Origin of the sequence: Streptomyces neyagawaensis (assembly GCF_023516595.1) — a bacterium.
Taxonomy (GTDB): Bacteria; Actinomycetota; Actinomycetes; order Streptomycetales; family Streptomycetaceae; genus Streptomyces; species Streptomyces neyagawaensis.
Genome location: NZ_JAMGBG010000165.1, coordinates 36,527 through 48,466 on the forward strand (window position 1 = coordinate 36,527; position 11,940 = coordinate 48,466).

The window sequence follows — 11,940 nt, forward strand, 5'->3', positions numbered from 1 at the left end:
TGTCATTCGGACACGCGCCCCTGATTCGCGCCTCACGGGCCCAAAACCCCACGCGGGCCCCCGACTTCCCTTTAGGAGGGAACGAACAGTGAGGATCAAGCGCACCACTCCCCGCAGCGGTATCGCGAGACGGACCCGGCTGATCGCCGTGGCCACCGGCCTCGTGGCCGCGGCCGCCGCGACAGTCCCCACCGCCACCGCGGCAGACGCCCGAACGTTCAGCGCAGCGGAGCTCAAGAGCGCCAGCGCGTCGGTGCTCAAGGCGGACATCCCCGGTACCGCCTGGGCGATCGACGAGAAGACGGACAAGCTCGTCGTCACCGTCGACAGCACCGTCTCCCGGGCCGAACTGCTGAAGATCAAGGAAGCGGCGGGCGACAAGGCCGGCGCTCTGACGATCAAGCGGACGCCGGGCAAGTTCAACAAGCTCATCAAGGGCGGCGACGCCATCTATGCGAGTAGCTGGCGCTGCTCGCTCGGCTTCAACGTCCGCAGCGGGAGCACCTACTACTTCCTGACCGCCGGTCACTGCACCGACGGCGCGGGCACCTGGTACTCCAACTCCGGTCGTACGACGGTCCTCGGCCCGACCGCCGGGTCGAGCTTCCCGACCAACGACTACGGCATCGTGCGCTACAGCAACACGTCCATCGCCAAGGACGGCACCGCGGGCAGTGTGGACATCACCAGCGCGGCCACCCCGAGCGTGGGCACCAACGTCATCCGTACCGGCTCCACCACCGGTACCCGCACCGGACGCGTGACCGCTCTCAACGCGACCGTGAACTACGGTGGCGGCGACATCGTCTACGGCATGATCCAGACCACGGTCTGTGCCGAGCCCGGCGACTCCGGCGGTCCGCTCTACGGCAGCAACGGCGTCGCGTACGGTCTCACCTCCGGCGGCAGCGGCAACTGCACCTCCGGTGGCACGACCTTCTTCCAGCCGGTCACCGAGGCCCTGGGCGCCTACGGCGTCAGCGTCTACTAGGCCGACCGGATCAGTCGACCGGCCGCCGTGACGGTCGGGCAGGCCGGCCCCGAGCGGGTGCTCTTCCCCCGGCACCCGCGTCCGACCGTACGGCGTATCGCGGTCAGTAGTTCGAGCCCCCGCACGTGACGACGTGCGGGGGCTCGCCCTGTCGCGGCGGCGGGACTACCGTCGAGACACCGTGCGCCGTGTGCGCCGGTTCTCCCTCTCATACGCCCACTTCGGACCCTGGGGGGCCGTGATGGTCGAGGAGCTCGTGACGGCGGGGGTGGCTCTCGCATCGGTCGGCACGGCGTACGCGGCGTGCGCGGCGCGGGTCGTGAAGCAGTACGAGCGGGGGGTGGTGTTCCGGCTCGGCCGGCTCCGGTCGACGGTGCGGGGGCCCGGGTTCACGATGATCGTGCCGTTCGTCGACCGGCTGCAGAAGGTCAACATGCAGATCGTGACGATGCCGGTGCCCGCGCAGGAGGGCATCACCCGGGACAACGTCACCGTCCGGGTGGACGCGGTCGTCTACTTCAAAGTCACCTCGCCGGCTGAGGCGATCGTGCGGGTGGAGGACTACCGGTTCGCGGTCTCGCAGATGGCGCAGACCTCGCTGAGGTCCATCATCGGCAAGAGCGAGCTGGACGATCTGCTCTCCGACCGCGAGAAGCTCAACCAAGGGCTGGAGTTGATGATCGACAGCCCCGCCGTGGAGTGGGGCGTCACCATCGACCGGGTCGAGATCAAGGACGTCTCGCTGCCCGAGACCATGAAGCGTTCGATGGCCCGGCAGGCGGAGGCCGACCGTGAACGCCGGGCGCGGGTCATCAACGCCGACGCCGAGTTGCAGGCGTCGAAGAAGCTCGCCGAGGCCGCCAAGGAGATGTCCGAGCAGCCCGCCGCGCTGCAACTGCGGCTGCTGCAGACCGTGGTGGCGGTCGCCGCGGAGAAGAACTCCACGCTCGTCCTGCCGTTCCCGGTGGAGCTGCTCCGCTTCCTGGAGAAGGCCCAGCAGTCGGCGCCGAGCGCCGTGCCGCCGGTCCCGGCCGTGGCGCCGGAGCCGGTGCGGGAGCAACTTCCGGCACAGGGCGCCCCGTAGGGAATCGGACCTCGGAGGGGCGACTTCAAGACAGGACTAGACCTCACCCATTGCGCAGGGGGTCGTTGCGTCCTGTGTTTGCATTGTGAATTCGCATGGGGCGTTACCGGAAGGTAATGACATGGGGGGCGTGCGCCCACGGTGTGTGCTCGTCCTGAAGTCGACCTTGTGTGCCCCCTGTGCGCCTAGGAATAGTTGGCGCCGCACAGTTGGCATGGACGCGGCGTTTTTATCGTCCGCCGCCTCCATGTCCGTATTCCTTACGGCCGAACGGGGTCCCCACAACCTCTTCGGTCGACCCCCCACAGGAGGACGTGAGTTGAAGCACCGACGCATACCCAGGCGCCGTGCCGTCGTGACGGGTGCGGGCATCGCCGCGCTGGTCGCCGCGGGAGTGACCTTCCAGACTGCGAACGCGAGCGAGACCGCGCCGACCGCCCAGCCGAAAGCGCTCTCCGTGCTGGCGGCCGGAAAGCTCGCCTCGACCCTCGGTGAGGACCTCGGCGCCGACGCGGCGGGAACGTACTACGACGCGAAGAGCAAGCTCCTCGTCGTGAACGTGCTCGACGAGGCCGCCGCCGAGACCGTCGAGGCGGCCGGCGCCAAGGCCCGGATCGTCGAGAACTCCCTCGCCGAGCTCAAGAGCGCCCGTACGACCCTCAAGGACGACGCCACCATCCCCGGCACGTCCTGGGCCACCGACCCCACCACCAACAAGGTCGTCGTCACCGCCGACCGCACCGTCTCCAAGGCCGAGCTGGCGAGACTGACCGAGGTCGTGGACGGCCTCGGCGCCACGGCCGAACTCAAGCGCACGAAGGGGGAGTTCAGGACCTTCGTCGCGGGTGGCGACGCCATCACCGGCGGCAGCGGGCGCTGCTCCCTCGGCTTCAACGTGGTCAAGGGCGGCGAGCCGTTCTTCCTGACGGCGGGTCACTGCACCGAGGGCATCTCCACATGGTCGGCCGGCGGCCAGGTCATCGGCCAGAACGCGGACTCCAGCTTCCCGGGCGACGACTACGGCCTGGTCAAGTACACGGCGGATGTCGACCACCCCAGCGAGGTCAACCTCTACAACGGCTCGACCCAGGCCATCAGCGGCGCCGCCGAGGCGACCGTCGGCATGAAGGTGACCCGCAGCGGCTCGACCACCCAGGTCCACAGCGGCACGGTCACCGGCCTCGACGCCACCGTGAACTACGGCAACGGCGACATCGTCAACGGCCTCATCCAGACCGACGTCTGCGCCGAGCCCGGCGACAGCGGCGGCTCCCTCTTCTCGGGTGACAAGGCGGTCGGCCTCACCTCCGGCGGCAGCGGCGACTGCACCTCGGGCGGCGAGACGTTCTTCCAGCCGGTCACCGAGGCGCTGTCGGCTACGGGCACGCAGATCGGCTGAGTCCGAGCGCGCGCCGGGCCTCCGGATCGGCCTCCGGATCGGTGCAGAGCCCGGCACGCCGGCGGGCTGCCGTACGACCGGGGCCCACGGCTCACACCTCGGAGGGCCGGCGTTCCGGCTTCCTCTTCAGGGCCGCCATCACCAAGGTGATGGCGGCCCCCGCCGTCGCCCAGGCGGAGAGCACCAGCAGGGGGACGGTGGTGTCGTTGCCCTCGAAGTACGCGATCGAGCGGGCCACCCATACGCCCGCGCCCGGCGGGAGCGCCGGACCGATCGCCGCCCAGAACGGGGGCAGCAGCGGCGGGGGCAGCGCGCCGCCCGCGCTCGGGTTGCCGGCGACCACCACCAGCAGCACGGCGACCCCGATACCGGCGATCCCGAAGGCGCACTGGAGCGCCAGCGTCGCCGCGCCCACCGCGAGGACGACCAGTGCCCCCAGACCCCACAGCGCCGCCACGCTTCCGGGCAGGGCGCCCAGCACCGGCCCGGCGATCACCGCGCCGCCGAGCCCGCCGAGGACCGAGAACACCGCCAGAGCGGCGAGCCGGATCACCCCGCGCCGCAGATTGGTGGGCCGCGCCCCCGCGCTCATCGCCAGCGCCGACGCGCACAGATAGCCGCCGACGCACCAGCCGACGACCAGATAGAAGGACGTGAGCCCGTTGGCGTCCCCGAGGCCGGCCGGGGCCACGTCCACGGTCCGCAGGGTGCGTCCCTCGGACTGCTCCAACGTGGCGACGAGGGCGGCCAGCGCGCCTGCGAGGGAACGGCCGCCGCCGGAGGCGACCAGCAGGGTGTCGGTGGTGCGGGCCGGGTCGATCAGCAGGGCGCCGTCGATCTCCCGGTCCAGGATCAGCTCGCGCGCCGCCGCCGTGTCGGTCACCGTGCGGGGGTCCAGCGGCTCGCCCGGCAGCCCCTCCAGTCGGGCCACCGTCTGTTCGGCGGCCGCCCGTGGCGCGACCACGCCGAACGGCACGTCCCGGAGCTTCGGGTGGTGCAGGGCCCCCACGTACGAGGCGATGAAAAGCAGCTGGAGGGCGAGGACGCCGACGACCAGCAGGGTGGCCCGCGGGGTGACCCCGTCCCGCAGCTCGTCGAGGAAGGACGGCGGGGAGGCCGGGTCCGGGGCGGGGGACGGGTGGGGGCTGTCGGCCGGCTGTGTCATGTCCTCACGGTCCGAGGCGCCGCGTGTTTGCGCAGGTGGGGTGGGGCCGAACGGATGTCGTACAGAGGTTCGAAAAGTGGTCTATGGTGGAGACGGGCAGGCTGTGAACTGATGTTCGATTGATCGAGTGCGGGAGGTGCGGTGCCAGGCTTCACGCATCTGCACACCGCCTCCGGGTTCTCCCTGCGGTACGGCGCCTCGCACCCGGAGCGGCTGGCCGAGCGCGCCGCCGAGCGCGGCATGGACGCCCTCGCGCTCACCGACCGGGACACCCTCGCGGGCGCGGTCCGGTTCGCCAAGGCCTGTGCGGCGGAGGGTGTCCGTCCGCTGTTCGGGGCCGAGCTGGCGGTGGGGGCACCCGAGCCCTCCGCGCGGCAGGCGCGACGCCGGGCTCCCGTCCGGGGTGGTGCCTTTGTCGATGAGTCGACTCCCCGGGTGACGTTCCTTGCCCGCGAGGGGGCCAAAGGGTGGGCCGAGCTGTGCAGAATCGTTTCTGCGGCGCATGGGGGGAGCGATGAGGACGGCGGCCGGGGCACGGGCGGCGGCGCGGCCGGTGGACGGGGCGCGACCGGTGTTCGGGGCGCGGCCGCCGGCCGGGGAGAGGGGCCGCCCCTGCTGCCCTGGACGGAGTGCGTCGGCGACGGCCTGACCGTGCTGCTCGGCCCGGCCTCCGATGTGGGCCGCGCGCTCGCCGCCGGGCGCCCCGACCGTGCTGCGAAGCTCCTCGGCCCCTGGCGGGAGCGGTTCGGTGACGCCCTGCGGCTGGAGACGATGTGGCACGGCCGTCAGGGCACCGGCCCCGGCTCGCTGCGGCTGGCCGCCCGGACCGTGGGCTTCGCCGCCGAGCAGCGGATCCGCCCGGTGCTCAGCAACGCCGTCCGGTACGCCGACCCCGGTATGGGTCCCGTCGCCGATGTGCTGGACGCGGCCCGCCGGCTGGTCCCCGTCGACCCCCGGGGCGAGCTGGACTCCGGGGAGGCCTGGCTCAAGGACGCCGGTGCCATGCTGGCCGCCGCCGAACGGATCGTCGAGGCCGCGGGCTACCGCCGGGACACCGCGTACCGCCTGCTGGAGCAGACCCGCGCCACGGCCGCCGAGTGCCTGGTCGACCCGGAGGACGACCTCGGCCTCGGCACCGTCCACTTCCCCGAGCCGCACCTCGTCGGCGCCGGCCGCCGCACCGCCCAGCGCGTCCTCGCCTCGCGGGCGGCGGCGGGCATGCTGCGGCTCGGCTACGACACCCGGCGCGACTACTGGGAGCGCGTGCACCAGGAGCTGGACGTCATCGCCCACCACGGCTTCGCCTCCTACTTCCTCACCGTTGCCCAGGTCGTCGACGACGTACGGCGGATGGGCATCCGGGTCGCCGCGCGGGGCTCCGGCGCGGGTTCCCTCGTCAACCATCTCCTCGGGATCGCGCACGCCGACCCCGTCGAGCACGGGCTGCTGATGGAGCGGTTCCTGTCCAAGCGCCGGGTCGTGCTGCCCGACATCGACATCGACGTGGAGTCCGCGCGCCGGCTGGAGGTCTACCGCGCGATCATCGGCCGCTTCGGCGCCGAGCGGGTCGCGACGGTGGCGATGCCGGAGACGTACCGCGTCCGCCACGCCGTCCGCGACGTGGGCGCGGCCCTGTCCATGGACCCCGCCGACATCGACCGGATCGCCAAGTCCTTCCCGCACATCCGGGCCCGCGACGCCCGCGCGGCGCTGGAGGAGCTGCCCGAACTCAGGGAGCTGGCGGGGGAGAAGGAGAAGTACGGCAGGCTGTGGGAGCTGGTCGAGTCCCTCGACGCCCTGCCGCGCGGGGTCGCCATGCATCCCTGCGGGGTCCTCCTCTCCGACTCCTCCCTCCTCGCCCGTACGCCGGTGATGCCGACCAGCGGCGAGGGGTTCCCCATGTCGCAGTTCGACAAGGACGACGTCGAGGACCTCGGGCTGCTCAAGCTCGATGTGCTGGGCGTGCGGATGCAGTCGGCGATGGCGCACGCGGTGGCCGAGGTGGAGCGGGCGACGGGGGAGCGGGTCGACCTGGACGCGCTCGACTTCGAGCGCGGTGAGGGCGACCCGGCCACGTACCGGCTGATCCGGTCCACCGAGACGCTGGGCTGCTTCCAGATCGAGTCGCCCGGCCAGCGGGACCTCGTGGGGCGGCTCCAGCCGTCGACCTTCCACGATCTCGTGGTCGACATCTCCCTGTTCCGGCCCGGTCCGGTCGCCGCCGACATGGTGCGGCCGTTCATCGCGGCCCGGCACGGACGGGCGCCGGTCCGCTACCCGCACCCCGATCTGGAGGCGCCGCTGCGGGAGACGTACGGCGTCGTCGTCTTCCACGAGCAGGTCATCGACATCGTGCACCTCATGACCGGCTGCGGCCGGGACGAGGCGGACCGGGTGCGGCGCGGGCTCTCCGACCCCGAGTCGCAGGGGCGGATCCGGGTGTGGTTCGCGCAGCACGCCGCGGCGAAGGGGTACGACGCGGAGACGATCGCCCGGACCTGGGAGATCGTCGAGGCCTTCGGCTCGTACGGCTTCTGCAAGGCGCACGCGGTGGCCTTCGCGGTGCCGACGTACCAGTCGGCGTGGCTGAAGACGCATCATCCGGCGGCGTTCTACGCGGGGTTGCTCACCCACGACCCCGGGATGTACCCGAAGCGGCTGCTGCTGGCGGACGCGCGGCGGCGGGGGGTGCCGATCCTCCCGGTGGACGTGAACCGGTCGGCGGCCGCCCACCGTATCGAACTGGTGTCTGAATCAAGGGGGTCGGAAGGGCCTTCCCCGGAGGGGCCTTCCACGAAAATCTGGGGGCTGCGGTTGGCCCTGTCCGATGTGCACGGCATCAGTGAGGCCGAGGCGGCGCGGATCGCGGACGGGCAGCCGTACGCCTCGCTGCTGGACTTCTGGGAGCGGGCCCGGCCGAGCCGTCCGCTCGCCCAGCGGCTGGCCCAGGTCGGCGCGCTGGACGCCTTCGGCGCCAACCGGCGCGATCTGCAGCTCCACCTCACCGAACTGCACCGGGGCGCCCGGGGCATGGGCGGCGGCGGGGGACAGCTCCCGCTGTCCGGCGGCCGAGGCACCGCCCCGGCCGGGCTGCCCGACCTCTCCTCGGCGGAGCGGCTCAGCGCCGAGCTGGGCGTGCTGTCGATGGACGTCTCCCGCAATCTGATGGACGACCACCGCGTGTTCCTCGACGAGCTGGGCGTGGTGTCGGCGCGGCGGCTGCGCGAGGCGCGCCACGGCGAGACGGTGCTGGTCGCGGGTGCCAAGGCGGCGACCCAGACCCCGCCGATCCGCTCCGGCAAACGGGTCGTCTTCACCACCCTCGACGACGGCACCGGCCTGGTCGACCTCGCCTTCTTCGACGACTCCCACGAGGCGTGCGCCCACACCGTCTTCCACTCCTGGCTGCTCCTGGTGCGCGGAGTGGTGCAGCGGCGCGGCCCGCGCAGCCTCAGCGTGGTGGGGTCGGCCGCCTGGAACCTCGCCGAGCTGGTGGAGCTGCGGCGCGAGGGCGGCCTCGACGCGGTCGCCCCGCGACTGGCGGAGCCGGTGCCCACGAGTGGCGGCGACCCGACGCACGGCCGCCGTATCCAGCTGCCCACCGGCTACGAGATGCACCCGTGGGCCGATCTGCGGCCCGCGGGCGAAGAGCCCTCGAAAGTACGGAAGTTGTGGCACCAGAGTCCAGGGAGTGCGGGATGACGATCCTCTGCGTACGTTTCCAGCTGCCGCCGAAGTACGAGGCCGCCCTGCCCGGGCTGCTCGGTCTGCTCGAGGACTTCACCCCGGTCGTCCAGGCGCTGCCGCCCGACGGCGCGCTGGCCGATCTGCGGGGCGCCGAACGGTACTTCGGCCGGGGCGCCGAGGAGCTGGCCCGGCTGATCCGGGTCCGCGCCCTCGCGCTCTACGGCATCGACTGTGTGATCGGCGCCGGGCCCGGACCGCTGCTCGCCCGGATGGCCCTGGGCCAGGCCGAGCCCGGCGAACCGTGCGCGGTCCCCGAGGACCTGGTCGTGGACTTCCTCGCCGAGCGGCCTGTTGCCGCGTTGCCCGGTGTCGGCACCGCGACCGCCCGCACCCTGTGCGAGTACGGCCTCGACACCCTCGGCCGGGTCGCCGCCGCGCCCCTGTCCGCACTCCAGCGCCTGGTCGGCGCGCGGACCGGCCGCGAACTGCACGAGAAGGCGAACGGCGTCGACCGCGGCCGGGTCGTCCCCAACGCCGTCGCGCGCTCCCTCGCCGCCGAACACCCCTTCCCGCACGACGAGTTGAACCCGGACCGGCACCGCCGCGCGCTGCTCCTCGACGCCGAGGAGCTGGGCTCCCGGCTGCGCGCCCTGGACAAGGTGTGCCGCACCCTGACCCTCACCGTCCGCTATGCCGACCGGTCCTCGACGACCCGCACCCGCACGCTCCCGGAGCCGACCGCCCACTCGCCGGAACTCGCCCGCGCCGCCTACGGGATGTACGGCGCCCTCGGCCTCCAGCGCGCCCGCGTCCGCGCGATCGCCCTGCGCGCCGAGGGGCTCACCCCCGCCGAGGAGGCCTCCCACCAGCTCGCCTTCGACCCCACCGACGACAAGCTCCGCCGGATCGAGGAGGTCGCGGACCGGGCGCGGGCGAAGTTCGGCCCACGCGCGATCCTGCCGGGGACGCTGGCGGCATGACACGCGTAGGGGGCACCGACGGGGGAGCCCCACGGGGGACGTCGACGGGGGATCCCCACGGGAGAGGCGTCAGTTGGCCCACGGCGGCACGATCCGCGTGCCGTCGGTCAGCTCGGCCTCCAGGCCCAGGGAGGTGGTGACCCAGGTGACGGCGGTCTCCGTCGTCGGATTCTCCACGGTGAGGGTCGCCCCCGCGTTGACGATCAGGGTGTCGCCCGCCCCGACGCGCTCGGTGCGGCCGTCGAGCGTGATCAGCAGCTCCCCGTCGAGCAGATGGAGGATCTCCTCCTTGGTGACGGTGTGGGCGGGCGCCTTGGTGCCGGCGGGGATCTCGCCCCGCCAGGCCGCCAGTTCCCTGCTGCCGGTGCGGGGCGTGGCGTACGAGACGAAGCGGGCGCCGTGGATCTCATGGGCGACGGCGTCGGACGAACGGACGACGGGCATACGGGCCTCCTGGAAAGATGGTCAAGCAGCTTGACTATATGCCTCGATGGTCAAGCCGCTTGACCAGTTCGTCAAGAGTGTTTCAATGCGGGCATGCAGAACTCCGAGGCCCTCGGGCTCACCGCCGCCCTGCTCGCCGTCGCGGGTGAGCTGACGCAGCGCATCCATGACGGGGTCGTCGCCCGCGGCTTCGAGGGGCGGCCCGCGTACGGGTTCGCGTTCACCCGGCTCGCCCCGGACGGTGCGACGGTCACCGAGCTCGCCCGTCATCTCGGAGTGACCAAGCAGGGCGCCAGTCAGCTCGTCGAGGAACTGGTCGCCAAGGGGTATGTCGAGCGCCGGCCGCACCCCCGTGACGCCCGCGCCCGGCTGGTCGTGCTGACCGAGCGGGGATGGGCCTGCACCCGGGCCGCGGAGGAGGCGGCGGCCGAGGTGGTCGAGGGGTGGAGCGGCGCGCTCGGCGGGGAGGCGGAAGTGCGGGCGCTGCGCGAACAGTTGGCGCGCATCGCCCCCTATGGCCCCATCAGGCCCGCCTGGTGACGGTTTCGCCGTCCTCTATCAGCATCCACGGGCACCGCTTGAAGTTTTTACTGACGCGTAACTTCCCACTTTTACTACCCACCCGTAACTTGGCTGGATAGAACAGCATCCTCGTGATCCGGATCACAGGGCGAACGCCGTCGCACGTCCCCTTTGAGCCGCAAGGAGATCACCCGATGCTGCCCTGGAAGCGCCTGATCAGACCGCTGGCCGCCCTGCTCCTCGCCGCCGCGGCGACCACCGTCCCCGCCACCTCCGCCGCGGCCGCCGACACGGCCGCCACCTCCAGCCGTGGCTGGAACGACTATGCGTGCAAACCCTCCAGCGCCCACCCCCGCCCCGTCGTCCTCGTCCACGGAACGTTCGCCAACTCCGTCGACAACTGGCTGGGCCTCGCCCCGTACCTGGTCAACCGCGGGTACTGCGTCTACTCGCTCGACTACGGACAGCTCCCCGGCGTCCCCTTCTTCCACGGTCTCGGCCCGATCGACAAGTCGGCGCGACAGCTCGACACCTTCGTCGACCAGGTGCTCGCCTCGACCGGCGCCGCCGAGGTCGACCTCGTCGGCCACTCGCAGGGCGGCATGATGCCCCGCTACTACCTCAAGTTCCTCGGCGGGGCGGCGGAGGTGAACGCCCTCATCGGCATCGCCCCCTCCAACCACGGCACCACCCTGGGCGGCCTCACCCAACTCCTCGACTACTTCCCCGGCGCGGGCGATCTGCTGTCCACCGCCACCCCCGCCCTCGCCGACCAGGTCGTCGGCTCCCCGTTCCTGACGAAGCTCAACGCGGGCGGCGACACCGTGCCCGGCGTCACCTACACGGTCCTCGCCACCAAGTACGACGAGGTCGTCACGCCCTACCGGTCCCAGTTCCTCGACGGCCCGAACGTACGCAACGTCGTCATCCAGGACCTGTGCGCCGTCGACCTCTCCGAGCACGCGGCGATCGGGCTCCTCGACCGCATTGCCTTCCACGAGGTCACCAACGCCCTCGACCCGGCCCGCGCCACCCCGACGACCTGTCTGTCGGTCGTCGGCTGACACGTGCCCACACGCCGGGTCACCCGTGGCGCGGGTGACCCGGACGTACACCGCCGGGGCCTGTCCGACCTGAGCCGCCGGGCAGGCCCCGGAGTCCGTCACCCGCCGTGCGGGCCATCCTTGGCCGCACGGCGGCGGGCCGCGGCGAACAGCAGCGAGGAACCCGCCGCCAGGACCGCCGCGCCGCCGATCGCCACATACGGGGTCACGCCGTACCCACCCGTCTCGGCGAGGTTTTCCCGGGCGCCGACGGGCTCCTCCTCGCCGGGGGCGTCACCGCCGTCGACCGGTCCGTCGGCCGACCTGGCGGCCGTACCCTCGGTGTCGGTCCCGGGGGAGGACTTCGCGGACCTCGCCGGGGTCGGGTCCGTCGTCGTGGCCGCGTCGTCGTCACCGTGGCCGCCGTGCTCGACGGTCGACTTGTCGGCGCCGTCCGCGATCTGCTCGTCGGAGGGCGCGCTCGGCGGCGCGGACGTCTCGCCGCCGGAGCCGGAGCCGGAGCCGGAACCGGAGCCCGTACCCGTGCCTGTGCCGCCGAAGGTGACGTCCGAGCAGGAGTAGAACGCCTCGGGGCTGTCCGAGCGCTGCCAGACCGTGTACAGCA

At 72.3% G+C, this 11,940-nt stretch carries 10 protein-coding genes; 7 read left to right on the forward strand and 3 right to left on the reverse strand.

Annotated features, from left to right (window positions below):
* The first annotated feature begins 88 nt into the window (after nucleotides 1–88).
* The 3 genes from M8J73_RS40590 to M8J73_RS40600 all read left to right on the forward strand — a co-directional run bounded on the left by M8J73_RS40590 (nucleotide 89) and on the right by M8J73_RS40600 (nucleotide 3,474).
* On the forward strand, nucleotides 89–991 hold the full coding sequence (locus M8J73_RS40590; protein WP_055542219.1) for a S1 family peptidase: 903 nt from the start codon (nucleotides 89–91) through the stop codon (nucleotides 989–991).
* A 241-nt stretch (nucleotides 992–1,232) separates the two neighbouring features.
* Nucleotides 1,233–2,075 carry a slipin family protein gene (locus M8J73_RS40595; RefSeq protein WP_055542220.1) on the forward strand — a complete coding sequence of 281 codons (843 nt, stop codon included), beginning with the start codon at nucleotides 1,233–1,235 and terminating at the stop codon, nucleotides 2,073–2,075.
* A gap of 319 nt (nucleotides 2,076–2,394) precedes the next feature.
* Nucleotides 2,395–3,474 carry a S1 family peptidase gene (locus M8J73_RS40600; RefSeq protein ID WP_079049627.1) on the forward strand — a complete coding sequence of 360 codons (1,080 nt, stop codon included), beginning with the start codon at nucleotides 2,395–2,397 and terminating at the stop codon, nucleotides 3,472–3,474.
* Between the two features lie 91 nt (nucleotides 3,475–3,565).
* Here M8J73_RS40600 and M8J73_RS40605 read toward each other — a convergent pair whose 3' ends face one another.
* Nucleotides 3,566–4,639, reverse strand: a complete 1,074-nt coding sequence (locus M8J73_RS40605) for a DUF3533 domain-containing protein (RefSeq protein ID WP_249829758.1) — start codon at nucleotides 4,637–4,639, stop codon at nucleotides 3,566–3,568.
* Nucleotides 4,640–4,780: 141 nt separating this feature from the next.
* On the opposite strand from M8J73_RS40605, the gene M8J73_RS40610 reads away from it, so the two are divergent.
* Nucleotides 4,781–8,341, forward strand: coding sequence for a DNA polymerase III subunit alpha (locus tag M8J73_RS40610; protein WP_055537092.1), 3,561 nt, complete (start codon nucleotides 4,781–4,783; stop codon nucleotides 8,339–8,341).
* Complete coding sequence (locus tag M8J73_RS40615; protein WP_055537093.1) at nucleotides 8,338–9,306, forward strand: DNA polymerase Y family protein; 969 nt, start codon at nucleotides 8,338–8,340, stop codon at nucleotides 9,304–9,306. Before M8J73_RS40610 ends, M8J73_RS40615 begins: the two co-directional genes overlap by 4 nt.
* 69 nt (nucleotides 9,307–9,375) lie before the next feature.
* Here the strand turns inward: M8J73_RS40615 and M8J73_RS40620 are convergent, their stop codons facing one another.
* On the reverse strand, nucleotides 9,376–9,750 hold the full coding sequence (locus tag M8J73_RS40620; RefSeq protein ID WP_055537094.1) for a cupin domain-containing protein: 375 nt from the start codon (nucleotides 9,748–9,750) through the stop codon (nucleotides 9,376–9,378).
* Nucleotides 9,751–9,843: 93 nt separating this feature from the next.
* On the opposite strand from M8J73_RS40620, the gene M8J73_RS40625 reads away from it, so the two are divergent.
* Entirely contained in the window at nucleotides 9,844–10,290 is a 447-nt protein-coding gene (locus tag M8J73_RS40625; protein WP_055537095.1) for a MarR family winged helix-turn-helix transcriptional regulator, read from the forward strand.
* Between the two features lie 176 nt (nucleotides 10,291–10,466).
* Complete coding sequence (locus M8J73_RS40630) at nucleotides 10,467–11,336, forward strand: esterase/lipase family protein (protein WP_055537096.1); 870 nt, start codon at nucleotides 10,467–10,469, stop codon at nucleotides 11,334–11,336.
* A 98-nt stretch (nucleotides 11,337–11,434) separates the two neighbouring features.
* On the opposite strand, the gene M8J73_RS40635 is transcribed toward M8J73_RS40630, so the two are convergent.
* The coding region (locus M8J73_RS40635) for an LAETG motif-containing sortase-dependent surface protein (RefSeq protein WP_249829759.1) at nucleotides 11,435–11,940 on the reverse strand (506 nt) is incomplete at its 5' end.

Excerpts from the sequence above, each read along its gene's own strand:
- M8J73_RS40630 (WP_055537096.1), top strand. The coding sequence starts at position 10,467 with ATGCTGCCCTGGAAGCGCCTGATCAGACCGCTGGCCGCCCTGCTCCTC.
- M8J73_RS40620 (WP_055537094.1), bottom strand. The coding sequence starts at position 9,750 with ATGCCCGTCGTCCGTTCGTCCGACGCCGTCGCCCATGAGATCCACGGC.
- M8J73_RS40625 (WP_055537095.1), top strand. The coding sequence starts at position 9,844 with ATGCAGAACTCCGAGGCCCTCGGGCTCACCGCCGCCCTGCTCGCCGTC.
- M8J73_RS40615 (WP_055537093.1), top strand. The coding sequence starts at position 8,338 with ATGACGATCCTCTGCGTACGTTTCCAGCTGCCGCCGAAGTACGAGGCC.
- M8J73_RS40595 (WP_055542220.1), top strand. The coding sequence starts at position 1,233 with ATGGTCGAGGAGCTCGTGACGGCGGGGGTGGCTCTCGCATCGGTCGGC.
- M8J73_RS40605 (WP_249829758.1), bottom strand. The coding sequence starts at position 4,639 with ATGACACAGCCGGCCGACAGCCCCCACCCGTCCCCCGCCCCGGACCCG.